This is a genomic window from Nocardia sp. NPDC049149 (genome assembly GCF_043197455.1).
In the GTDB taxonomy this organism is placed as follows: domain Bacteria; phylum Actinomycetota; class Actinomycetes; order Mycobacteriales; family Mycobacteriaceae; genus Nocardia.
Genome location: NZ_JBICTD010000003.1, coordinates 875,886 through 897,701 on the forward strand (window position 1 = coordinate 875,886; position 21,816 = coordinate 897,701).

Annotated in this window: 16 protein-coding genes; 11 read left to right on the plus strand and 5 right to left on the minus strand. The window is 66.7% G+C overall.

Features of this window, described 5'->3' with window-relative positions; all coding sequences use genetic code 11:
• The first annotated feature begins 182 nt into the window (after positions 1-182).
• Genes ACGFNJ_RS14740 through ACGFNJ_RS14770 form a run of 7 tightly spaced genes read left to right on the plus strand, consistent with a single transcriptional unit; the run spans position 183 to position 14,158 of the window.
• Entirely contained in the window at positions 183-1,664 is a 1,482-nt protein-coding gene (locus ACGFNJ_RS14740; protein WP_393447374.1) for an acyltransferase domain-containing protein, read from the plus strand.
• Between the two features lie 8 nt (positions 1,665-1,672).
• Positions 1,673-7,702 (plus strand): SDR family oxidoreductase, encoded by a 6,030-nt coding sequence (locus ACGFNJ_RS14745; protein WP_393447376.1) that lies wholly within the window; start codon positions 1,673-1,675, stop codon positions 7,700-7,702.
• Between the two features lies 1 nt (position 7,703).
• The gene (locus ACGFNJ_RS14750; protein WP_393447378.1) at positions 7,704-9,083 is read left to right on the plus strand and encodes a cytochrome P450; all 1,380 of its coding nucleotides are present in this window, start codon (positions 7,704-7,706) and stop codon (positions 9,081-9,083) included.
• A complete protein-coding gene (locus tag ACGFNJ_RS14755) occupies positions 9,080-11,530 on the plus strand; it encodes a KR domain-containing protein (protein ID WP_393447380.1) in 2,451 nt (816 codons plus the stop codon). Before ACGFNJ_RS14750 ends, ACGFNJ_RS14755 begins: the two co-directional genes overlap by 4 nt.
• 3 nt (positions 11,531-11,533) lie before the next feature.
• Positions 11,534-12,925, plus strand: a complete 1,392-nt coding sequence (locus tag ACGFNJ_RS14760; protein ID WP_393447382.1) for a flavin-containing monooxygenase — start codon at positions 11,534-11,536, stop codon at positions 12,923-12,925.
• A gap of 23 nt (positions 12,926-12,948) precedes the next feature.
• Entirely contained in the window at positions 12,949-13,377 is a 429-nt protein-coding gene (locus ACGFNJ_RS14765) for a hemerythrin domain-containing protein (RefSeq protein ID WP_393447384.1), read from the plus strand.
• Positions 13,352-14,158: an alpha/beta fold hydrolase gene (locus tag ACGFNJ_RS14770; RefSeq protein WP_393447386.1), complete on the plus strand. Its 807-nt coding sequence runs from the start codon at positions 13,352-13,354 to the stop codon at positions 14,156-14,158. The genes ACGFNJ_RS14765 and ACGFNJ_RS14770 overlap by 26 nt, the downstream gene beginning before the upstream one ends.
• Before the next feature lie 5 nt (positions 14,159-14,163).
• Here the strand turns inward: ACGFNJ_RS14770 and ACGFNJ_RS14775 are convergent, their stop codons facing one another.
• Positions 14,164-14,523: a hypothetical protein gene (locus ACGFNJ_RS14775; protein WP_393447388.1), complete on the minus strand. Its 360-nt coding sequence runs from the start codon at positions 14,521-14,523 to the stop codon at positions 14,164-14,166.
• A gap of 167 nt (positions 14,524-14,690) precedes the next feature.
• On the opposite strand from ACGFNJ_RS14775, the gene ACGFNJ_RS14780 reads away from it, so the two are divergent.
• A complete protein-coding gene (locus ACGFNJ_RS14780; RefSeq protein WP_393447390.1) occupies positions 14,691-15,719 on the plus strand; it encodes an alpha/beta hydrolase in 1,029 nt (342 codons plus the stop codon).
• A gap of 215 nt (positions 15,720-15,934) precedes the next feature.
• Here ACGFNJ_RS14780 and ACGFNJ_RS14785 read toward each other — a convergent pair whose 3' ends face one another.
• The 3 genes from ACGFNJ_RS14785 to ACGFNJ_RS14795 form a co-directional block, all read right to left on the minus strand.
• On the minus strand, positions 15,935-17,227 hold the full coding sequence (locus ACGFNJ_RS14785) for a type II toxin-antitoxin system HipA family toxin (protein WP_393447392.1): 1,293 nt from the start codon (positions 17,225-17,227) through the stop codon (positions 15,935-15,937).
• Positions 17,220-17,549 carry a helix-turn-helix transcriptional regulator gene (locus tag ACGFNJ_RS14790; protein WP_393447394.1) on the minus strand — a complete coding sequence of 110 codons (330 nt, stop codon included), beginning with the start codon at positions 17,547-17,549 and terminating at the stop codon, positions 17,220-17,222. Before ACGFNJ_RS14790 ends, ACGFNJ_RS14785 begins: the two co-directional genes overlap by 8 nt.
• Before the next feature lie 186 nt (positions 17,550-17,735).
• Positions 17,736-18,749 (minus strand): alpha/beta fold hydrolase, encoded by a 1,014-nt coding sequence (locus ACGFNJ_RS14795; RefSeq protein ID WP_393447396.1) that lies wholly within the window; start codon positions 18,747-18,749, stop codon positions 17,736-17,738.
• 243 nt (positions 18,750-18,992) lie between these two features.
• Here ACGFNJ_RS14795 and ACGFNJ_RS14800 point away from each other — a divergent pair, with 243 nt between their 5' ends.
• Together ACGFNJ_RS14800 and ACGFNJ_RS14805 are read left to right on the plus strand one after the other, a co-directional pair.
• The gene (locus tag ACGFNJ_RS14800) at positions 18,993-19,532 is read left to right on the plus strand and encodes a hypothetical protein (protein WP_393447398.1); all 540 of its coding nucleotides are present in this window, start codon (positions 18,993-18,995) and stop codon (positions 19,530-19,532) included.
• Positions 19,533-19,735: 203 nt separating this feature from the next.
• Complete coding sequence (locus tag ACGFNJ_RS14805) at positions 19,736-20,182, plus strand: hypothetical protein (protein ID WP_393447400.1); 447 nt, start codon at positions 19,736-19,738, stop codon at positions 20,180-20,182.
• A 99-nt stretch (positions 20,183-20,281) separates the two neighbouring features.
• On the opposite strand, the gene ACGFNJ_RS14810 is transcribed toward ACGFNJ_RS14805, so the two are convergent.
• Positions 20,282-20,812: a CGNR zinc finger domain-containing protein gene (locus ACGFNJ_RS14810; RefSeq protein ID WP_393447402.1), complete on the minus strand. Its 531-nt coding sequence runs from the start codon at positions 20,810-20,812 to the stop codon at positions 20,282-20,284.
• A gap of 38 nt (positions 20,813-20,850) precedes the next feature.
• On the opposite strand from ACGFNJ_RS14810, the gene ACGFNJ_RS14815 reads away from it, so the two are divergent.
• Entirely contained in the window at positions 20,851-21,795 is a 945-nt protein-coding gene (locus ACGFNJ_RS14815; RefSeq protein ID WP_393447404.1) for a DMT family transporter, read from the plus strand.
• Positions 21,796-21,816: the final 21 nt, after the last annotated feature.

Here is a 21,816-nt window from a genome sequence, read left to right on the forward strand (position 1 = left end):
GGGGGGTGGTGTGGGGGGCGGGGGGGGGGGGCCCCCCCCCCACCCCGGGTGGGGGGGGGTTGTGGTTTTTTTTTCTGCCCCCCCCCCGGGGGGGGGGCCCCCCCGGGGGGGGGGGCCCGACTCCGGGTCTCTTCGACTTCTGTTGCCACGGTGCGTTTTTCGACGCTGGAAAGGATTCGATCATGGTGCAGAGAATGGCCGCGCTCTTTCCAGGGCAAGGGGCATATTTTCCGGGTGCGTTGACCGCTGCGCGGCAGCTGCCCGAGGCCGGGCAGGTGCTCAGGGAAATCGACGCAGTCGCGCAGCGATCGACCGGTGAGACTGTCTCGGATCTGTTGTTCTCGCCGGATGCGCCTGCCATCGACGAACTCTTGGCGTCGAATCCGAATCTGTTGCAGTTGGCGATCTACAGCACTTCGGTGCTCGCCCATCGCGTGCTGCTCTCGCGCGGGCTGCGGCCGGATGTGTTGGTCGGCCACAGCTTCGGTGAAATCGCCGCGCTCGTCTGCGCGGGCGCGTTCTCCGTCGCCGACGGCGCGGAGATGATCTGTCACCGGTGCGCGGCGCTGCGCTCGGTGGGCGAGCTGGACGGATATCAGCTCGCATTGGGTACCGATCTGCTCAGGTCGGAGCGGATTCTGCAGTTGATCGGTGACCCGGATGCCGTTGCGGCAGTGGAGAATCACGAGGGCCAGACGGTCATCGCTGGCCCGCGCGCGTCGCTCGACACCGCGCGCACCATCGCCGGTGCGCTTCGGATCGGGGCGGTGACACTGAAGTCGCCGTACCCGTTCCACAGTCCGATGCTGCGCGACGCGGCCTTCGATTTCGCCGGCCGGATCCGGCATATCCCGCAGTACCGGATGGAGGTCGAGGTCTACTCGCCGATCCTGGGTCGCGCCTATCGCAACAGCGACAATCTGGTTACCGCGCTGGCCGGCCATCTGACCCGGCGGGTGCACTTCGCCACCGCGGTGCGGGCAGTCAGCGACACCGGCGTCGGCACCTTCGTCGAGTGCGGTTCGCTCGATGCGTTGACCAAGATCACCCGACGGGTCCTCGGCGACGGACCATCGGTCGTCCCGTTGCTGCTGCCTGGCGCGTCGCTGACGGAAACGCTTGCGTCACTGACCGAGGACCGGGCCGGGTCGCCGACGGACGCGCCTGATCAGGTGCGGCTGGCACTGGCTCCGGGGCTGGCCACCGCCGAGTTCGAACGGCTGTGGACCGCACGCGTCGACCGCATCGCGCGGCTCGTGATCAGTGAATTCTCGGCCACCGCCGAGCCTGCTCGGACCGAACCGCCTGCCGAGCTACCAACCCCGACAACTGATTTCGAGCTCGATCGAGCAGCAGACCCGCCACCCGCCGGAACCGCTCTCGCCCTTCCGGCCGAAAGTGCCGAACAAGCGCGCGCCGTGCCTGCTCGCGACGAGCTCTTTCAGCAGCTGGTCGGCATCTACGCGGAGGCACTGGAGTATCCGCCGGAGGTTTTCGACGAGCACGCCGATCTCGAGGCGGAGCTCGGCGTCGATTCGGTGAAGCAGACCGAGTTGCTGCGCAAGATCGGCGAGACCTATCGGCTCGGGCCGCTGCCCGCGGATTTCAAGATCGGTGAGCACAACACGCTCGGGCGGATCGCCGACCTGATCAGTGCGGCATAGGCAGCGACATGGCAGGGAAATTCGAAGGGAAGATCGCGCTGGTCACCGGCGGCGCGCGAAATGTGGGACGGGCCATCGCCTTACGGCTCGCCGCCGACGGCGCACTCGTCATCATCAACCACTTTCGCTCGCCCGCCGAGGCGCGGGCCACCAAGGCCGACATCGAGGCCGCGGGCGGATGGGCACACATCATTCGCGCCTCGGTGGCGGACGCGGCCCAACGGGATCGGATGTTCGACGAGATCGCCACGGAATTCGGGGCGCTCGACATTCTGGTGAACAGCGCCGCCGACGGCCGCCTCGCCGGCTATGCCGACGTCGACGAGGTGATGATCGATCGGGCGATCGACACGAACCTCAAAGGCGGGCTCGGGTGTGCGCGCCGAGCGCTGCCGCTGATGCAGCACCGGCCCGGCGCGAGCATCGTGAATGTCTCGACGCTCGGCGGCGGTCAGCTCGTAATGGCCAACTACCTGGCCTGCGGGCCCGCCAAGGCCGCCGTCGAGGCGATGACCCGCTATCTGGCCGTCGAGTTCGCCGAATTCGGCGTCCGGGTGAACACCGCCGCCGCCGGGATGTTGGAAAGCCCTGTGGTCGACCAGTTTCCGGACGCGGTGGCGATGCGGCGGGCGACCATCGCCGCGACACCGTTGCAGCGGCTCGGCACGCCGGACGAGCTCGCCGCCATCGTCTCCTTCCTGGCGTCCTCGGACGCGAGCTGGGTGACCGGGCAGGTCCTGCTGGCCGACGGTGGTTTGTCCACCGGCGCCGCGCTGCTGTCCCCGCCGCGTGCCGCTGGCGCGGAATCGGTCGTTGCACAACCGGTCTCGACGACCACGGCCGACGAGGGTGACGGCGCGAACGCGGCCAACGACTTCGACCAGGCGGGCGACCCCGACTACCCGAACGACCTCGACCATGCGGCCGACCTCGACGATACGAACGACCCCGACCACGCGAACGACCTCGACGACAAGGACGATCTCCACGACGCGGACGACCTGAATCCTGCGGGCGACCTCGACCCCACGGACGGCCTGAACCACGCAGATGACCTCAACCCTGCGGACGCCATTGTCGTTGTCGGCATCGGAATTACGGTGTCCGGCGCCAACAACCCGGACGAGTTCTGGCGCGAACTCGTCGATGGCGATGATCGTTTCACCCGTGTCCCGCCCGATCGATGGGACAACAGCACGTTCTACGCACAGGATCGGACCGCCGAAGACAAGTCCTACTCCCAACATTCGGCGTTCATCACCGATTTCGTTCCGCATCCGGCCTTGGCCGCGGAGTTGGCCGCTGCCGGGAAGACGGCGGGTGATATCGAATCCACCACGCTGTGGTTGCGCAACTCGGTGCTGCAGGCAATGGATTCCGTGGTCCGGCGGCCGTCGGACAAGTTCGGCTTCCTGGTCGGGTACACCGCGGACGGCAATCAGCACGCCGAGGAGGCCGTCGTCGTCGCAGGTTTCCTGCAGCGTGCGCGAAAAGCACTGCGACAGATGGGAGTCGATGATCCGGACGGCAAGCTTGCGGCCATCCGGGCGCGGTTGCGCCAGCGGTATCCGCGCAGTGTCATCGATCGGAATCGGGTGTTCCCGCATCAGGTCGGCGCCGGTGCGATGGCAGGCCTGCTACCCGAGGACACCGAGATGATGATGGTGGACACGGCGTGCTCGTCCTCGCTGTATGCCGTGGATCTCGGCATCAAGGGCCTGCTGGAGGGGCGCTACGACATCGCGGTCTGCGGCGGCGCGTTCGCGGTCGGCCCGCGCGGCTCGGTGCTTTTCGCGAAGCTGAACGGCCTGTCGGAGCGTGGCGCGGTGCGCAGCTTCGACGAGACCAGCGACGGCGTTCTGTTTTCCGACGGCGCGGCGACGGTGGTGCTCAAGTCCCTGCGCCGGGCTCGCGCCGACGACGACCGAATCCTGGGCGTCGTCAAGTCTTTCGGCGCGGCCTCGGACGGCAAGGGCAAGGCGATCTATGCGCCCGCTGCTGCGGGCCAGGAGCTCGCCGTCCGGCGTGCACAGGCACAGCCGCAGATGGCGGGGGTGATCCCGGACTGGATCGTCGCCCACGCCACGGGCACGCCCGCCGGGGATGCCGCGGAGTTTGCCACGTTGCGGGCCACCATGATGGGTCCCGAGCCGGTGCGGGTGACGTCGAACAAGTCGGTCATCGGTCATACCGGATGGGCAGCGGGGACCACGTCGCTGGTGCAGGTGCTGCTCGGGTTCTCGAACGAGCTGATTCCACCGCAGCACCGATTCGACCAGACCCCAGCGGAATTCATGATCGATGCCAGCAATCTGGAGATTCCGAAGACCGCCCTGCGCTGGCCCGCCGGTGGGCAGCAGCCGCGCACCGCGGCCGTGTCGGGCTTCGGCTTCGGCGGCACCAACGCGCATCTGGTGCTCGAGGAACCGCCGGTGTCCGGCCGGTGGGTCCGCGGCAGTGGCACCGAGGGTTCGACGTCCGCGGTGCCGACGCAGGGGCGGCTCGCTGTCGTGGCTGTCGCGTCCAGCCTGCCCGGTGCGACCGACCCGGACGCGTGGTCGGCCGCAGCGCATCCCGCGACCACCTTCGGCGACCAGTACCCGCTGCCGACCATCGAGGAGGTCAAGCTGCCGCCTGCGGTGATGCGCGCGATCGATCGCTGTCAGCTGATGATCCTCGCCTGCGCCCGCGCCATCCACGCGGATCTCGGTGCATTCTGGACCGAGCATCAGGCCGAAACCGGCGTGATACTCGGTCATTTCGGGGAAACTCGCAATGCCGTCCTCTATGCGACGCGCTGCTATCTCGACGATGCCGCCGCCGCCTTGCGCGCCGATCCCGGCTTGGCCGGTCAATCATGGCTCGACCAGCTGCTAGACGACGTCGCGGCGGATATCCGGGCGCTCGTGCCCCCGGCGACCGAGAACACTTTTCCCGGCATGATGCCGAACGTCATTCCCGCACGGGTGGCGAACTACTTCGGGCTCAACGGCTTGAACATGACCGTCGACACCGGCTTCACCGCCGCGATGAGCGCGATCGATGTGGCGTCACGGTATCTGCGCACCGGCGAGCTGCGCATGGCTTTGGTCGGCGGGATCAATGGCAACACCACCGACGAGCAGCGGACGCTGCTCGATGGGCTGCTGCCCGCCGGGGCGTGCCTCGCGGAAGGCGCTTTTCTGCTTGCGTTGACCACCGAGGAGACCGCGGACGCGGCCGGGCTGCCGGTCATCGGATTCCTGGAACCGGTGGCCGCGGAGGCCGGCGCCGACGTCGAATGCGGTGCGCGCAACGACTCTGGGCGACCGAACTTCCTCGGCGGTGAGGGCGCGTTCGGCATCATCTCGGCTCTGCGCGCCGTCGCGTCCGACGGCACGGTGGTCGTGCGGTGCCGCGGCGAGGAGGGCGCGCCGGACGCCGCGATTCGTGTCAGCGGTCCGGAGGCCGGTGTCGATCGGCACTCCGGAGCCGTCGGCGCTGCGGTCGTGCCGGGCGTTGTCGTTCCGCATCCTGTCGAAAGTTCCACGCTTGCCACGGATTTCCTCGACCCGACGCAGTTCCGGGACGAGAACGGCATCCTCGCTCCTACTCTCGTCGACAGTCATGGTTGGGGCCTGGTGCCCGAGGCAGGGGTCGCGGTACGCCCGTCGGTTCGCTTCCTTCCCGACGAGCCAACGCTGTTGCTGGTCGAGGATTCAGAGCTGTTGCACGGCATCGCAATACCGGCTCAGACCACCGTGCTGTCGCTGCGGCCCGGTGCGGGTGTCCGGCATGTGCCGGAGTTGACGCAGGCGGCGGTCGCCGAGCTGCTTGCGGAGTGCGGTAGGCCTCGGCACCTGCGGCTGGTCGCCGACCTACCGGATGCGGTGGGTACCGAACGCACGAACACGCTACGTGCGCTGCACGATCTGTGGTTTCTGGTCGCACAGCAGCTCTCGGACGTCCTCGCCGAACCCGATGCGTCCACCGTGGCTCTGCTGACTCGCGCGCTGACGGAGACCACGCCCGCCGCCTACGTCGGTCTGTTCACCGGAGCGGTCAAGGTCGCCGCGCTCGAGCGGCCGCTCAGCACCACGTTCGCGGTGGTGACCGACGGCGACGTCGGACAGGGCTGCACGACGGTCGAGGCGGAGTCGATGCTCGATCGGTCGATGCCGATCGCTTACTACGCCGACGGCGTCCGCTATCGCAGCGCCCTGACCGTGCTCGATGACGTGCTCGACGAAATCCCACGGCTGGAAAGGAATTCGGTCGTGGTCGCCGTAGGTGGCGGCCGAGGCATCACCGCCGAGCTGCTGGTCGCCCTCGCCAAGAACTTCGGCGGCCGGATCCAGGTCCTCGGCACCAGTGCGCTCGATTCGATTCCGGCGCAGTATCTGCGGCTCAGCGACGCCGAATTCGCCGCGGCGAAACGGGAGTACATGCGGCGGCGGCGCACCGAGGACCCGGCGGCGACGCCGCGCGAGCTGAACGCCGAGTTCGAACGAATGGCCAACGTGCGCAAGACGATCCACAATCTTCAGCGCATCAGGGAAGCAGGCGCCACCGCCGTCGAGTATCTCGTCTGCGACGTCAGGGATCGCGACGCGGTCGAGCGCGCGATGACGCGCATCCACGCGTCGGTGGGCCGGATCGACCTGTTGATCAACGCGGCGGGCTTGAATCGGTCGGCGCCGATCTCGGCCAAGGATTTCGCCGAGTTCCGCAGCATCCGCGATATCAAACTGCTCGGCTACACCAATCTCGTCACGGCGCTCGCGACCCGCCCGCCGCGCATGTGGTGCAACTTCGGTTCGCTACTCGGCGCCACCGGCCAGATCGGTGAGGTGGACTACGCGTCGGCCAATGATTTCCTCGGCACCGCGGCGTTGGCGGCGAGCGCGGGCCGGGACGAATTCACCATCGGGTGGACGCTCTGGAACGAAGTCGGGCTCGCCGCACACGAATTGACGAAGGCCTACTTCGACCGGACCGGTCAGTACTCGAACATGTCGATCGACGAGGGTGCGCATCATTTCGTCCGTCAGTTGCACGCGGTCCGGCGCAGTCCGTATGTGGCGCACCTGGGTACCGCGGAATACGGTGCGGTCGACGCCCTGTTGCCAGGCTTCCTCGGGCCGACATCGCGCCCGTTCTATCTCGATCGCCAGACCGCAGGCGGTGTCACGGACGGGCGCTCGTGGGCCGTCTACGAGCGCACCTTCGATCTGGGCCGAGACGACTATCTGGCCGATCACCGGGTGAACGGTGTGCCGACGCTGCCTGGCGCGTTCGTCGCCGAGCTGGCGTTGGAGGCGGCGCGCGCGCTGGTGCCGACGATGCAGGTGTATGCGTTGGAGGACTTGATATTTCATCGATTCCTCAAGGTGCATGCGGCCGATCGGCCCGTGCTGACGCGGATCAGGGCCGAGGTGCGCGACGAGCGCGCCGAGCTGGGCCAGGTGTCGGTCAGCGTCGAGGTGACCTCGGATGTCGTCGCACCCAACGGCACCATGCTGGTGCGGGACCGGGTGCACTTCAGCACCACCGTCCTGATGGCGGCCGCGCTCCCCGCTGCGCCGCATTGGACGCCGTGGTATCCGGCGGCGGAGCGTGCCGTGGTCGACCCCTATCACCAGAGCGGCTCTCCGGTCCTGCTGACCGGTGTCTTCGAATCGACGTCCGACACCAGGCTGCATCCGCTGGGCAACCGTGCCACCTACTGCCTGCAGCTGGCTCCTGGCGACCCGACCTTCTCGCGCTTTCGCGTTCCGGTCGTATTGCTCGACGGCCTGCTGCGGACCGGGGTGTTGTCCGCGGGCGACGACCGTGGGCTGCCGGTCGCGGCGCCACTGCGGATCGATCGGCTCGACCTCTATGAGCACACCAACGACGCGCTCGTCGCCGGCTCAGGGCCGGTCGAGCTGTACGCCGTGGTTCCTGGGCACTCCGCGGCGGAGAACCTGTTCGTAGCAACTCGTCCCGACGGTCAAATCATATTGGCGCTCAAGGGTATTCATTGGATCGTCACCGACTATCTGAAAGAGGTCGATTGATATGGTCGCCATCGACACCGCTACCTCGCTCCGACTGCCGCCCGGCCCACTAGGGGCCCGCCGGATTCCGCAGAACGTGACAGCGCTGCGCAGCAATGCCCCCGGCTTGTTCGAATCGCTGTGCCGGACCTACGGTCACACGGTCCGCTTGCCGCTCGGGTTGATGACGGCCACGCTGGTGTGCCACCCGGACGGCATCAAGCATGTGCTGCAGGACAACAACGCCAATTACATCCGCGGCATCGGCTACGAACGATTCAAGATCTTCATGGGCAACGGGCTGCTGACCGCGGACGGTGAGGCGTGGCGGCAGCGGCGCAGGGCGATGAATCCTATGCTCCATCGGATGGCGATCGACACGATGGTCGACCTGATGGTGTCCACCACCGCGCGCGTGCTCGAGGACTGGGAGCGGCACGGGCCGGACGGATACCGCGGTGACGTGATCCCGGAAATGATGCGAATCACCATGGGCGCGTTGGGCTTGATCATGTTCGACACGGATCTGGACGGTGACCGGGAGCGGATCGGGGTCGCCATGGACACGGCCGTCAAGGCGATGGTCTTCCGCGGCACCCTGCCGGAGTTGCTGCCCCCGTGGCTGCCGTTCCCGTCCAACCTGCGCACCACCCGCGCCAGGGATGCCATGTACGACGTGATCGAGCGGATCATCGAAGCGCATCAGAACGGAGCCCACGCCGACCGGCCGGATCTGGTCAACCTGTTGCTGGCGAGCACCGATGGCGAAGGCGGCCTGCCGCTCTCGCACGCGGAGGTGCGTGACGAGCTGATGACCATCTTCATGGCCGGTCACGAGACAACCGGAATGGGCCTGGCGTGGGCGCTGTACGAGCTGGCTCGTGCGCCAGAGATCCAGCAACGACTCTTCGAGGAGACCCAGCGCGTGTTCGGCGGGCGGGCCCCGGTGACAGCGGATCTCGCTGAGCTGACCTACACCAAGATGGTGGTCGACGAATCGCTGCGGCTCAACCCGCCCATCTGGGTCTACCCCCGTGCGGCGCTGGCCGACGACGAGATCTCCGGGTGGCATGTCCCGGCAGGCGACTGCGTATTCGTGAGTCCGTATGTGACACATAGGCATCCGGATTTCTGGCTGGCACCCGAGCGTTTCGATCCGGAGCGATTCACCGAGGCCGCCAAGAAGAACCGGCCGAAGTACACCTTCTTCCCGTTCGGCGGCGGACAGCGCAAATGCGTCGGGGAATCGATGGCCCTGACCCAGCTGCACCTCACGCTGGCGATGCTGGTGTCCCGCTTCACGATCCACCCCGTGGCAGGCGGCGACGTGCACTTGTCGACGGCGGTGTCGCTGCGCCCGGTCGGCGGCATCCCGTTGCGCCTCATACCGAGGAATCCATGACGCGCGGGCGATCGAACGGCTCGACCGCGCCGAAGCACGACCGTGAACCGACAGCCGGGCCCGCCGATCGTTCGGTGCTCCCCGTGCGCCGATTCGTCTGGCACCCACGGGAAATCGCCGCGGCACCGCCCGAGCCGAGCCCGCAGCTGCGCGGCCGTCGGATCGTGGTGCTCGGCGGGAGCGACACATCGGCCGAGCGAGTCATGGCGGCCTTGGCGGGGGCCGGTGCGGCACCGGCGCGGCTGGCGCCGGCGCACGAGGGCGCCGACGTTGCCGAGTTCTACCGGACGGCCGGGCGGATCGACGGCATCATCGATCTGAATTACGAACGGCCCTTCGACCTTTCGCCGACCGGTGACTGGAATGCCCAGCTGCTGCAGACGATCGAGCTGTTGCAGTACACCTACGACGACTGGCGCGCCGAATCGGGTGCACAGCGCCTGTTCTATGTCGCCGTGACCCGAATGGACGGGCGGCACGGCTATGCGGACGGCACCATCGCCCAACCGCTCGGCGGGTTGTGGGCGGGTTTGGCGAAGGGGCTACCAAGAGAATTCGACAATGTGAACGTCCGAGTGCTGGACCTTCCGGCCGACGGCGCGCGGATCGCACCACTCGACGACGAGATGGCCGGCCTGATCTGCCGCGAGCTGTATCGGTGGGGCTACTTCGAGATCGGCCACCACGCAGGCAGGCGCTACACCCTGGCCGCCGATCAGGTGGACGTGCCAGACCCGGTGGTAGCGCTCGGCCCCGGCGATGTGGTCGTGATGTCCGGTGGCGGGCGCGGCATCGGCTTCGCGCTGGCGCGCCGCCTGGCGCAGCGGCACCGCTGCCGGGTGATCATCAGCGGCAGAAGTCCCATGCCGGATCCGGACGACCCGGTTGTGCTGTTGTCGGACAACGACTTCCGTCACCATCGCGATCGCATGCTGATCGAGGCGGCTCGGCTGCGGACGCTCGGAAAGACCCGCGCGGTGCTGGCGCGCGCCGACTGGAACCGGCAGCTCGCGGCCAGGTTGGCGGCAGCGCGGGCCGAAGGGCTCGACATCAGTTATCACCGTTGCGATGTCACCGACCCGGCGCAGGTGCGCGCGTTGCTCGCGGCGGCCGGGCCCGGGCTGGCCGGTGTGGTGCACAACGCGGGCGTGGACGCTCCGGTCCGGCTGCCGTCCAAATCAGCGGAGGTGATCAGCGGGACAGTCGGCGCGAAGGTCACCGGGCTACTGAATATCCTTGCCGCGCTGGCGGATTACCCGGCAATTCGGTTCTTCAGCACGGCCGGATCACTCGCCGGGCGCTGGGGCGGAATGGTCGGTCAGCTCGAATACGGTGCGGCCAACGACGCGCTGAGCCGGATCGGGCTGTGGGCGGCCAGCGCGGCCGACCAGCCGGGGCGCCCCCTTCGCGTCCCGGTGGCCACGATGTGCTGGCCGACGTGGGAACGCCTCGGCATCATCACCAATTACGAGGCGACCCTGGCCTACATGTCGGCGATGCAGGTCGATGAGGGGTTGCAGCACTGGGAAAGCGAGATCCTGGCAGGCAGCACGGGCGAACTCACTTTTGTCGGCGAGTTCGGCAAAGCCTTGCTGCCGACGTTGCTGCGCGGATATCCGCCGGCGACCGACCTGGCCGGGATCGAGCGTCTCGCCAACCGTCTACTCTTCCTTGGCAATCCGATCCGGTTCGTCAGCGGATCGCTGCTGGAGACCGAGGTCGAATTCACCGCGGACCAACTCCTCGCCTGTGGCGACTTCCGCGTGGACGCCAGTCCGGCCGTACCGCTCAGCGTGCTGCTCGAATTCCTACGCTCACTGGGCGATTGGGTGCAGCCGGACGGCGACGCGCAGCCGCTGTCGGCTATCCGGGACGTCAGGATCGATCTCACCGCCACCCGTGCGCACGGCAACGCCGCCCGGTTCCTTGCCAGCGCGCAGGGCCGGTGGGCCGCCGACCGCATCTGGGAGGTCCGTGTCGAGGTTCGGCGGGACACGGTGTTGGTCGCGACGGCGACCCTGCGCTATGGAGATGGTCCCGAAATATCCTCCGCGCCACTGGCTCTCGTGAGCGACATGCGCGTCGAGCCGGGCCGCACGGTGCGCAGGCTCGGCTGGCACGGCCAGGTCTTCCGTCTCGGCCGGTGGGCAGCGGGCGCCCGGTCTGCCGAGGTGGACGCCGACCGGATGCGTGACCTGGTGCTCGGCGTGCCTGCGCCGCTGCCCGAACTACCGCTGAACCAACTGGAAACGCTGCTGCACGAGGCATATTCGCGCTGCCTGCCTGATCCGGCGCGCTTGCTCACGATCGACTCGATCGAGATTCCCGGCCCGCTGGTCGGCTCCGCAGGCCAGGTCACGGCCTACGGCGACACGTCGACCGCGTACACCCCGGAGGGCAGGGTCCGGCTGGTCGCCCATGGAATTCGTTACGGAAAGGACGGTTAGACCGTGGAAACACTACTCGAGCCGACGGTGGCCGACACCGTGTGCGAGGACCGCTCGGATCGCTACTGCGTCATCGGCGCGGGCGCCGCAGGGCTGACCGCGGCGAAAAACCTGCTGGAGTACGGCATTGCTGTCGATGTGATCGAACGGGCGTCGGATGTCGGCGGCACCTGGAACCCCGGTTGCCCGACCAGCGCCGCGTACCCGTCGATTCACCTGATCACCTCGAAACCGTTCATCCGGTACACGGACTTCCCGATCCCGGACGACTACCCGACCTACCTCGGCCAGCGTCACATCATGTCCTACCTGCGTTCCTACGCAGACCATTTCGGCGTGCGCGAGCACATCGAGTTCGACAGCTCGGTCGAATCGGTGGACCGGGTCGATGGCGGGCCGGAATGGATCGTCCGGGTCCGCACCGCCGACGGCGTCTCGGAGCGCAGGTACGGCGGCCTGGTCATCGCGAACGGACACAACTGGTCGCCACGCCAACCGGAACTGCCGGGCGTCTTCCACGGCCTGACGATGCACTCGGCGGACTACAAGGGCCAGGATGTGTTGCGCGGCAAGCGGGTTCTTGTCGTCGGCGCGGGCACCTCCGGATGCGATATCGCGGTGGAGAGTTGCCAGAGCGCCGCACAGACGTTCCTGAGCGTCCGGCGCGGCAACTACATCTGGCCGAAGTACATGTTCGGCATCCCGACCGATGCCTACTACGAACTCGTCCTGAAGTTTCACATGCCGCGCCCGCTCGTCCGCGCCATGGGCAAACCGCTGCTGCGGTTGAACAGCCCAGGCAATCCGCTTCGCTTCGGCCTGCCTCGACCCGAACACAAGTTGCTGGAAGAGCATTTCGTGATGAACTCGACGCTGCTCTACCACCTCGGGCACGGCGAGATCGGCGTCAAGCCGGACATCGTCGAATTATGCGGTGACCGTGTGCGTTTCGCGGACGGCTCGACCGAGCAGATCGATGTCATCGTCTATGCCACCGGCTACCGTCAGGCCGAGTTCCCTTTCATCGACCGTAAGCACCTGAACTGGTCCGACGGCCCGATCCCGGAACTGCACCTGCACGCCTTCCATCCGGAATACGACAATCTCTTCGTGATCGGCTATGTCCAAATCTCCACCGGCACTTGGCCGATCATGGACTATCAGTCGCAGATCATGGCCAGGTACCTGCATCTGCTGAAGACCGATCCGCGGCGGGCCGCGCGGTTCCGCGCCGCGAAAGCGAATCCGGTCCATGGGCCGGAGTTGAACGGCGGCATCGACTTCTACCGGTCCGAACGCCACTGGTTGCAGGTCGAGCACGTGTCGTACCGGAAGCGGTTGCGCAAGTTGGCAAAACAGCTCGCGGTCGCTCCGGTCGTGCACACGCCGCGGTAGCCACGGTCAGGGGAGAGCAGCGAATGCGGGTGGCGCGCCACCTCTTCCTGGTTCTCGAGCTGCTGCACCATCACCACGAGGGTGAGGATCGGCGATTGTGGCCCGCGCTGGCACCCCGAATACCCGCTGCTGCCAAGCACTATTTGGACGATGTCATCGCCCAGCACGACCGGATCGCCGTCCTCGTCGACCGGGTCGAGCGTGAGCTGACAGTGTGGGCCGGGGAGTCTGTTCGAACAACCGGTCCGGTGCTGCGTCGTGCATTGGCAGATCTCCATGCGGGGCTGGCCGAGCATCTGCACACCGAGGAGGAACACCTGCTGCCCTTGGCCCCCGGCCGGTTGCCGACGCGGAGCGACCTTTTCGCGATATCACGTGGCAGCTGGTGTGGTTGTGACCGGTGCGGTGCTGCAATACGGTCGGTGCATGCAGCTGACTTACCGGGACGGTGAAGGGGTTTCGTTGCACGCCGAGGTGGTCGGGAGCGGGGACGAGCGGCCGCTGGTGCTGCTGCATGCCGGCGGGCCCGATCATCACAGCCTGTTGCCGCTGGCGGACCGGCTCAGCGATCGGTACACCGTCATCCTGCCCGACGTCCGCGGCTACGGTCGGTCTGTCTGCCGGGATCCGCAGTGCCACACCTGGCGCCAATACGCCGAGGACGTCAAAGATTTGGCCGATCACCTCGGTCTGTCCAGCATCACGCTCGGCGGCGCAGGCCTCGGCTCGACCATCACCGCGCGCGCCGCGATCGCCTTTCCCTGGCTGGTGTCGGCGGCGATCCTGATGGGCGTCGAGGACATCCAGGACGACGCGGCGGTGCACGCCGAGGTCGAGTTCCTGGACGCCTTCGCCGAACGGGTCACCACCGACGGCATCGAGGCCGCCTGGGCACCCATTCTCGCCGCGATGCCTCCGGTCGTCGGCGCGATGGTCCGCGACGCCATCCCCCGCTCCGATCAAGCCAGCATCGCCGCCGCAGCCGCCATCGGCCGCGACCGCTCGTTCCGCGACGTCGCCGAACTTGCCGAAATCGCCGCCCCCACACTCATTTTCGCGGGCACCGACCCCCGGCATCCCACCGCTCTCGCCGAACGCGTCGCCGCAACCATCCCGCATGCCACGCTGGCCGCGGCAACCGTCTCGGACGAACTGCACTCGCCAGAGGAACTCGCCGAGTCCTTCGCTCCGGAAATCCGCAAGTTCCTCGAAACCCTGACCCGCCCGGCCTGAACGCGCTACCGCAGCCACCGCAGTGCGGCAGCCGCGGTGTCGTCCGGGCTGTTGTTGAACGCGATGGCCGCCGCCGGCGCATGTACCCGCACCAGATTCACCACCTTCTCGAAGAATTCGAGATACGGCTCGTGCTTGCGAATACCGCCACCGACGACTACGCAGGCGTACTCCTTACTGCGCAGTGCCGCCACGATCGTCTCGTCGGCATCCTCGTCGACGGCGATCAAACACGTGTCGGCCTCGATGCCGTGCTCGGCGAACTGTGCCTGCCCGCGCGCGATCGCCGCCAACACCGGCTCGGGATCCCACTCGGTAAGTTTGGTGGGGTCGAGACCGATCACGAGTACGCGCCCAAGTGCCATGGGTCCTCCTTACCTCAGGCCGCCCCGTCTTTCCCGGCTTTCGGTGACGATGCTCTCTAGACGAAACTGAGGTGTAACGGTTTCACCTCGCGGACAGACGGAGTGGTGGGGAACTGGGGCGGCAGTGTGCCGGTCGAGGCACAGTCAGCAAAGGGAGTAGTAGACAGATGCGTTTTCGATTGCCGGGACAGTCGGCATGGGCAATGCGGGCCACCGCGGTAGCGCTCACCACCATGGTGTCGGTGGCGTTGCTCGGCGGCACCGCCCACGCGGAACCGGCAAAGCCAACGAAGCCGTCGGCCGTGACCTCCATCACGAAGGCCGGGCGCAACTGGCAGCTGAAGGTGTACTCGGCCTCGATGGACAAAGAGTTCAAGGTCGAGGTGCAGCGCCCGGCGGACGAGTCGAAGCCTGCGCCGAACCTCTACATGCTCAACGGTCTCGACGGCGGCGAGGGAACAGCCAGCTGGAACGCGCAGACCAACGCGCTGGCGTGGCTGGCCGACAAGCCGGTCAACGTGGTGCAGCCGATCGGCGGGCGCGGCACCTACTACACCGACTGGCAGAAGCCAGACCCGAACCTCGGCGTGAACAAGTGGAAGACCTTCTTCACCGAGGAGCTGCCGCCGCTGCTGGACAAGGCGCTGCAGTCCACCGGTCAGAATGCGTTGGTCGGCTTGTCGACCTCGGGCACGTCGGTGCTGCAGTTGGCCGAGGCCAAGCCGGGTCTGTGGAAGTCCGTCGCCGCCTACAGCGGTTGTGCGCAGATCGCCGACCCGATGGGTAAGCAGTTCGTCAAGATGGCGGCCGGGCTGTGGGCAGGCGGCGACACCGAGAACATGTACGGTCCCGACGACAGCCCGCTGTGGGCGGAGAACGATCCGGTCATCAACGCGGAGAAGCTGCGCGGCACCCTGCTCTACATCTCGAGCGGCAGCGGCATCCCGATGCTGGAGGACGTCGAGTACTACATGAAGCAGGCCCCCGGACCCATGGGCGCCGTCAATCTCGGGCTCGGCGTCGGCATCGAGGCGGCCGTCAACGGATGCACGGCCAACCTGAAGAACCGGCTCGATTCGCTGGGCATCCCGGCGACCTACCAGTTCAACCCGGTCGGCACGCACTACTGGCCGTACTGGGAGGAAGCGCTGCACAAGTCCTGGCCGCTGCTCGCCGAAGGAATGGGCCTGAACTGAGCATCGGTGCCGGCCAGACGGCTCCCCACTGCCGAAAAGGCCAGCTCACCGCACCATGATGGTCGCGCCCCCGAAGGAACTCCTCGGGGGCGTTGCCCTTCTTCGAGGACGCCGAGGTCGGTGCCACCTCATCAACCCCGCCGTCGACGAAATCCGTTCCGCCATACACAAAGCCGCCCACTGACGCGGAGACAGCCCTGGACCGCGATGCCTCGCTAGTTGGAGCCTGGTCGTCCGATGACCTTGCGGACGTCCATGGTGTCGATGGTCGTGGCGTGCGCGGCCACGGCGTCGACGAGTCGGGTGCGAAGCAATGTCAGTGAACTATCACCGATAGCCCCGCCTGTCTCGGCCAACGCGTCGGGCAACGCGGAGACCAGCTCACGGGTTCGTTCGATCAATCGATCAGGGTCCGTACCGGCCTTCTGCGCGAACTTCGCCACATGGTGAAGAGCGACATCGCCGAACCTTGCGCGACCATCGATCGGCATCGCCACGCGACTCAGACCCGACCTCGAATTCCGAAGGTAGGGTAGTGAACTCGCGACGTCGTAGACTGGCGCGAGCGTGACATCGACGCCGTTGAGGATGACCGAATAATTCTTGGCGTGGGCATCGGGCGCGCCGAGTAAGTATTGCGCGACAACGGCATCGGCGAATCGATCGACGTCACCCTGTGTCGCCTCCCTGGCAAGCAAGTGCGCGATCTCAGTGGCCGACGGTCCGCCGTCGGCGGCGTACTTGCGCTCGGGTCGCACGGAGAGCGCTTGGCACATGTCCTCCTGATGCAGCCGCAGCACACTTCCATCAGCGCGGCGCAATCGGTCGTACCGCTCGACGACAATCGCGGCGACCCCATCGAACTCGATGAACTCCGATGCGGCAGTGGCGACTCCGACGGCATCCAGCGCACGCAGGCATAGGTGCTCGTTGAATGCCTGCCCGGAGAAGTGGGCAATCCCCGGTTTGATGATGTGGGTACTCGCGGCGTTGCCGTGCGCGTACGCCCACTGCCCGTCTTCGGTGCGCACCACGGCAAACTTGGACTGCGCTCCCGCCAAACTCCATCGTTCATCGACGCGCGTCCATGCCTGCGGTGTTGTGCGCAACTCCCGCAATCGCTGCCCGATCTGGGCATCAGTGACGATCTCCAAGGTGCCAGGCCTGGTCAGTACATCCTCGACATCCTTCGGAAGTATCAGCTGCACAGCGCCTGCACAGTCACGACCGATGTGCTCCAACAGCGCAGTGGCACTTCCGATCTGCGCATCGAACTCGCGAGCCAGGCTGTCCAGGACGTTGGCGTCATCGGGGAGCAGGTTCATCAACCATGGTGCGACAACGCGATGGTCATATGTGCGTCCGGCCACCAGCGGCATCGACAGCGACAATGGGGTCGCCTCGATGTTCTCGGCATAGTCGTCGAGATACGTGAAGCGGGACCGACCGGCATCATGCGTTACCGCCCCGATCAGCGACCCGTTCAAGACCACGACGAGATCACTCATCTGACCCCGAAGCCTGGGGGTTGGATGATGGTTCAGTGCGCCGGATCCGGCTGAGCATGTCCTGGATGGCCAGCTGGTCCGCGGAAGGCGCCGTGCGCTGCGACACGGGTACTGCCACCAGCCGTAGTCCTAGTGCGGTGGCGATCTGGGCGACCCGGGTGATTTCTCCGCGCGGGCTACCGCCCTCGACGCGACTCACGAGCTGTCGAGAGACGCCGGCCAACTCACCGAGCTGTTCCTGGGTCAACCCGGCTTCGACACGAGCCTTACGGAGCATCGCGCCGAGTTGCACCAGCTGACGCCGGGTCCGCGGCTGGGTCATGATGTCATAGTACTGCAACCTCAATACCATGTCATGGATCCATAACATCGATGTATCTAAGGCATCCAACAAGGCACTGATGAGATGGTAAATCCAGGCAAAGATGTTATGGATTCATAACATCACCACTGTGTTATGGATCCATAACATCGAGCTCGTCTGCACGATCGGACGAGACGTAGATCTTCAGCGGATGGTGTCGAGGAAGGTGGCGGTGTCGGCGGCTATTTCGGTGGGGTACTCGCCGTTGATGGCGTGGGAGGCGTTGGCATAGACGCGGACGGTGGCGGTGCGGAGGGTGGTGCGGGCGTGGTCGGCGGCGGCGGTGGCGTCGTGCATGACGGACTTGCCCGCGAGGATGGCGAGGACGGGCATGGGGAGGGAGCGCAGTTGGTCGGCGCCGAATTCGGTGGGGGTCGGCAGGTGTAGCGCGTAGGTCTGCATGCCGGATTCGATCATGTCGGCGACGGGGACGTCCTCGACCGGGGCGCCGCCTGCGGTCCAACTGTTGAAGCTGTCGCGCCAGCTCTTCGGAAACCAGCGCACCGAGGCGGGGATCGAACGCAGCACGGCCTGAAAAGACATGGGCGCGAACGTCATCACCGGGTCGAGCACGATGAGTCCGGCGATCTTCTCCGGTTCGTGGATCGCGAGATTGGTGGCGGTCCAACCGCCGATCGACACGCCGAACAGGTGTAATTGCTTGTCCGGCAATTGCTTCAGCGCCTGATGCAACCAGCGGGCCTGGTCTCGATCGTCCTCGATGGGGCGCGTCTGGATGCTCTTTCCCGGTTCCCCGAGCAGGTCGATGGTGTAGACGGTGCGCAGCTTCCGCAGCGCGGGCAGGTTGTCCGCCCACATCGGTGTGGCAGCCGAGCGTCCAGGCAACAGAATGAGCGGCGCCGCAGTCGGATTCGCACCGTCGAAGCGATACATCCGGACCACGCCGTAGTCGGTCCGCAGATCCAGCGTCGCGTCCGGCGTCGGCATCGCCCGCATCGCACGGTCATAGGCCTCGAAGAACCGATCGTGCCCGGCCGCCGAGGTGAAATGGCCGACCGGCGACGCGTCGCGAACCGCGAGCCACCCCACCAACCCGACCGCAACGATCGCGGCACCGCCGGCCAGCAGCCTGCGCGGCCACCTCCGCCGTGATGGCGCGACGTCGGACTTCTCCTCCGGCTGCACAGGGGTGGACATGCCGCGAGCCTATCCAGCCCACCGCCACGGAGTCGCGTCATTTCCTGTCCCTGACGCGTCGCCCAGATAGGCATTCCGGGCAAATCCCCCAGCTACCGAGGGACAAAACCATACCGAAAATTTGGTTTGAACTGCGAAAACACCGTATGGACAGCAAATGACCCGCTAGCGCATCATGGTCACTACGTCCGGTGCCGTTTGTCGGGGGAACGTCAAAGGAAACCCGCACGGATTGGAAGACCCATGTTCATCAGGAAATTGGTGGCGACAGCAGTATTCGCCATTGCGGCCACGGGCATCACCATGGCAACGGCACACGGGGAAGCACAGCTCGCCGATATCAGCGTGAGCGGAATCGACGGCTCGGTCGGCTACACGACCACACTCGCGGCAGACCATTCGAATGCCCTGATCACCCTCGCCTCCGGCAAGTTCGTCCTGACCGAGGACGCGGTGCAGGTGGTCGCGGACGACGGCGCGGTCGTCGGCGCGATCCCGACCACGCTGCGCGTCGATGCGGGCCGGGCATTGACCGTCAGCCCGACGCTGAACAGCGACACGTCGTTGACCCTGACCCCGACGAGCGGACCGACAGCCGCGGCAGTCAGTTCGCAGAACCTGCCCTTCATGCACACCGTCGGCGGCGGCGGAGCCATCCTCGCCGGTGCGGTCGTCGGCTGCGTGGTCGGCATCCTGATCGGGATCTGGTTCTTCCTGGTCGGCGCGATCATCGGTTGCGCCATCGGTGCCGCCATCGGTGGGTTCATCGGCGCGGTGTCGTGAGTGTCCGCGCCGGAGCCGCTTAGCTCCGGTGCACAGAAGTTCCCCACTCGAACACGGCAGGCCAGGTCTGGAAAACACCAGATCTGGCCTGCCGCTCCGGTTTACGGAAAAGACCCGAATCGCTGCCCGCTGAAATAGGGGCACGGCGCGGCCGTCTGTAGCGTCGGCCCTCCCATCACTACGACGAGGGCGAGGATCGACTCATGTTCAAGATCGCCAGACTTGCCGTGGCCGCCACCGCGCTGACGGCCATCGCGCTTTCCGGTGCGGGCACCGCGTCGGCCGCCGACAGCTGGATCGTCACCTACTGCCGTGGCATGAGCCCGAATGTGGTCGACGTGCCGTACTCCGGGCAGATCATCGGGTCGCAGTACAACTCGCCCGGCGTGCCGACCTTTACCATTCACGCGGGTGGCAGCGTTTGGGGCGGATACGGCACCGAGGTCACCCTCAACTGGACCAACCTGGCGACCGGCGCCTCGGGTTCGGAAACCCAGCGTGGCTCTGTCGGTTTCGTGATCGGCAACGGCAGCACGATGTACTTCCGGCCGCCCACCGGCGGCGGTCCGGTGCGCACGGATTTCACGGTCCGCAACTCCGGGCTGCTTCCGCAGGAGGTCAATTGCTCAGGGGTGTCCGAGATCGCCTAGGCGAACAAGACACTCGATACCTGCCGAAGGCCCGGTCACCTCGACCGGGCCTTCGTCGTTGGCAGAGCCCAATTCCGCAGCTCCGCACCGTCGGTGCGCCTACTTCTGCCTGGCTCGATAGGCAGCGACGGCATTGCGGTTTCCGCAGGCCGTGCTGCAGTAGCGGCGAGATCGGTTGCGCGACAGGTCGAGAACGATCCCCTCGCACGTGCTGTCGGCGCAGAGCGACAGCCTGCTCAGCTCGTCGAACCGGATCACGTCGACCATCGCCATCGCGGTCTCGACGGCGATGCGCACCGGTAGCGGCGCAGAGGCCGGGGTCGCGTGGATGTGGTAGTCGACGTCGCCGTGCCTGGCCAGCTGCGGCACCGCCCGGTGCTCGGCCAATGTCTCGTTGACCAGCTGCACGGCCGATTCGCGGTCGCTGGTCAGCATCCGGCGCAGCGGGGCACGCAGCGCGCGGACCGCGGCGAGCTCCTCGGCGGTGCCCGCGTGCACACCGGTGTAGCCGTGTCGCACGAAAAACTCTGCCAGTTGGGTGATCTCGGTCAAGGTGTCCGGTTCCTCCGCCGAATTCACCAACTCCACCGCGGCGACCAGGGACGCCTCCGTGTCATGGTCAAAAGTCATGTTGACATATTACTCGATCGACCTTAGCGTCATTAGTCATGACGACGATGACTCATGACACAGCCGTTCAGCGGCGACTGCGGTCCGGATTGATCTTCGCGGTGCTCTCCGCATCGTCGTTCGGGCTCTCCGGACCACTGGCCCGCGGACTGATGAACGCGGGCTGGAGTTCGGCCTCCGTGGTGGCGGTGCGCGTCCTGCTTGCCGCCGCCGTGGTCATGCCGATCGCGCTGACGCAACTGCGTGGCGACTGGGGGCTGTTGCGCCGCAACGCATCCCTGATCGCCGTGTACGGGCTGGTCGCCGTCGGCGGCACCCAGCTCGCGTACTTCAACGCCGTCGCCCACATGGAAGTCGGGGTGGCGCTACTTATCGAGTACACGGCGCCGATCGCCGTGGTCGGCTGGCTGTGGTTGCGGCACCACCAGCGACCGGGGAGCGCGACCGTCGCGGGCGCACTACTCGGGATCACCGGCTTGGTCCTGGTCATCGACCTGCGCGCGGGAATGTCCACCAGCTGGATCGGCATCGCGTGGGCCCTCGCGGCCATGGTCGGTGCGGCAGGGTACTTCGTGCTGTCCGCGCACGGTGACGGCAGCCTGCCCGGCACCGTGCTCGCCGCAGGTGGGTTGCTCATCGGCGGGCTCGGACTGCTCGCGGCCGGGGCGGTAGGCATCCTTCCATTGCACGCGACCACGAACCCCGTTGTGTTCGAAGGTTTCACGGTCGCCTGGTGGATTCCGGTGCTGGCGCTCGGCACCGTGACCGCGGCGCTCGCCTACGTCTCCGGGATCGCCGCGACCCGTCGGCTCGGCTCCCGCCTCGCCTCGTTCGTCGGCCTCTTCGAAGTCCTTGCGGCGCTGGTCTTCGCGTGGGCCTTGCTCGGGGAAGCGCCTCGCGCGATCCAATTGCTCGGCGGTGCACTGATTCTCACCGGCGTCATCCTCGTTCGCCGCGGCGAGCCCGACGACTCGCCCGCCTAACCGAGCGGAAAGCGCCCCTCC

Excerpts from the sequence above, each read along its gene's own strand:
- ACGFNJ_RS14740 (WP_393447374.1), top strand. The coding sequence starts at position 183 with ATGGTGCAGAGAATGGCCGCGCTCTTTCCAGGGCAAGGGGCATATTTT.
- ACGFNJ_RS14745 (WP_393447376.1), top strand. The coding sequence starts at position 1,673 with ATGGCAGGGAAATTCGAAGGGAAGATCGCGCTGGTCACCGGCGGCGCG.
- ACGFNJ_RS14750 (WP_393447378.1), top strand. The coding sequence starts at position 7,704 with ATGGTCGCCATCGACACCGCTACCTCGCTCCGACTGCCGCCCGGCCCA.
- ACGFNJ_RS14755 (WP_393447380.1), top strand. The coding sequence starts at position 9,080 with ATGACGCGCGGGCGATCGAACGGCTCGACCGCGCCGAAGCACGACCGT.
- ACGFNJ_RS14765 (WP_393447384.1), top strand. The coding sequence starts at position 12,949 with ATGCGGGTGGCGCGCCACCTCTTCCTGGTTCTCGAGCTGCTGCACCAT.
- ACGFNJ_RS14770 (WP_393447386.1), top strand. The coding sequence starts at position 13,352 with ATGCAGCTGACTTACCGGGACGGTGAAGGGGTTTCGTTGCACGCCGAG.
- ACGFNJ_RS14775 (WP_393447388.1), bottom strand. The coding sequence starts at position 14,523 with ATGGCACTTGGGCGCGTACTCGTGATCGGTCTCGACCCCACCAAACTT.
- ACGFNJ_RS14780 (WP_393447390.1), top strand. The coding sequence starts at position 14,691 with ATGCGTTTTCGATTGCCGGGACAGTCGGCATGGGCAATGCGGGCCACC.
- ACGFNJ_RS14785 (WP_393447392.1), bottom strand. The coding sequence starts at position 17,227 with ATGAGTGATCTCGTCGTGGTCTTGAACGGGTCGCTGATCGGGGCGGTA.
- ACGFNJ_RS14790 (WP_393447394.1), bottom strand. The coding sequence starts at position 17,549 with ATGACCCAGCCGCGGACCCGGCGTCAGCTGGTGCAACTCGGCGCGATG.
- ACGFNJ_RS14795 (WP_393447396.1), bottom strand. The coding sequence starts at position 18,749 with ATGTCCACCCCTGTGCAGCCGGAGGAGAAGTCCGACGTCGCGCCATCA.
- ACGFNJ_RS14800 (WP_393447398.1), top strand. The coding sequence starts at position 18,993 with ATGTTCATCAGGAAATTGGTGGCGACAGCAGTATTCGCCATTGCGGCC.
- ACGFNJ_RS14805 (WP_393447400.1), top strand. The coding sequence starts at position 19,736 with ATGTTCAAGATCGCCAGACTTGCCGTGGCCGCCACCGCGCTGACGGCC.
- ACGFNJ_RS14810 (WP_393447402.1), bottom strand. The coding sequence starts at position 20,812 with ATGACTTTTGACCATGACACGGAGGCGTCCCTGGTCGCCGCGGTGGAG.
- ACGFNJ_RS14815 (WP_393447404.1), top strand. The coding sequence starts at position 20,851 with ATGACGACGATGACTCATGACACAGCCGTTCAGCGGCGACTGCGGTCC.